This is a genomic window from Pantoea stewartii subsp. stewartii, from assembly GCF_008801695.1.
Lineage (GTDB): Bacteria > Pseudomonadota > Gammaproteobacteria > Enterobacterales > Enterobacteriaceae > Pantoea > Pantoea stewartii.
The window spans coordinates 1-1,176 of the sequence record NZ_VZPF01000200.1; the positions used below are offsets into that span (position 1 = coordinate 1).

At 50.7% G+C, this 1,176-nt stretch carries 1 protein-coding gene; it reads right to left on the bottom strand.

The genetic code is table 11. From position 1 onward, the window contains the following. Positions 1-976: 976 nt before the first annotated feature. Positions 977-1,176 (bottom strand): hypothetical protein (locus F7Q90_RS26970; RefSeq protein WP_211369706.1); only part of this gene is annotated, 200 nt, incomplete at its 5' end.

Sequence of the window (1,176 nt, forward strand, 5' to 3'; positions counted from 1 at the left end):
CAGGAGTGGCCATGGCGGATGAGCCGAGTGGCTTCGGGAGATGTCATAAATGTCATGATATTACTTCCTTATATTGTCTCAGTTACGAAAATTATGGCAAAAAAGCGGCAGTAATTCCCTGTCAGGGAGTACCTAAATTTACGCGAATTGCGAGTTGGGCCAGTGACCGGGTATCGCTGTATCCGCTGATCACTAGGCTATGAACTTCCTTCACCGCGCTTTGTGCATTCCGGTTTCGCCTGTAGGCATTCTGTTCCGGTGGCAGGTCGGCTTCGAATATAGGTTCGAGCACCAACATTGCCGCCATCTGGCAAACTCTGTCTTTCAGGCAAGCGATCCCCAGTGGTCGGGTTTTCCCGTTTGGCTTGGGTGTATGGATGCGTCTGACCGGTTTCGGGACGTATGTACCTTCCCGAAGTTGTTGCGCCAGTTCTCCGAGCCATCGTTCCACACCGTATAACTCAATATCGTCGAAGGTCTGCCCATCCGTACCCGCTGCGCCTTTATTTCGGCGACAACATTGGTACGCATAAATCAGCACACTGCGATGGTATATTTTGTCGTACAAATCGTGGAATCTAAGCTCAGATCTTTCCTTCGCTTTCACATGTAACGTCGTCTGCAATTCCTGAACGTATTTCGGAGTTCTTAGGTTGCCTAATCTCCAGTTCCTTATCACTTTCGGCATTGTTTCTGAACTAAGGCTCCTTTCCTCCACCGGAATTACCCGTCTTCCCCTGTACCCCAATAATTTGGTGGGTCGGCCTCCACATCGCGTTTTTCGAGGTCTGCTCAGCGTTCACTCACGTTACGGCCTGCATACTCGCTGAATCACTAAACTGATCCTATACATCAGAGGCTTCAGCCGCTTTGTTACCGCCACGACTGCTCTGATTACTACCGGCTGGAACGAAAGTTGCCGGGCGGGGTTCGCACCCGCTGAAAGACCGTGCCTTTGCACGGTGCACAAATGATCCTACACTAAGCTTTCCAGGCTTAACGTGATTTCGTTCCATTGAGCTGACCCCCTGACCGTAAGGGATGTACGGAAAGCAATTAAGGTAGTTGCAGGCACCGCACTGGTTTGTCGCATTTTGTAGCTTCGCTCCCACCAGGCCATACTGTCTGTTTCCCAAACCGCAAATATTTCGGTCATAGCAGGGGGATCACCTGGTA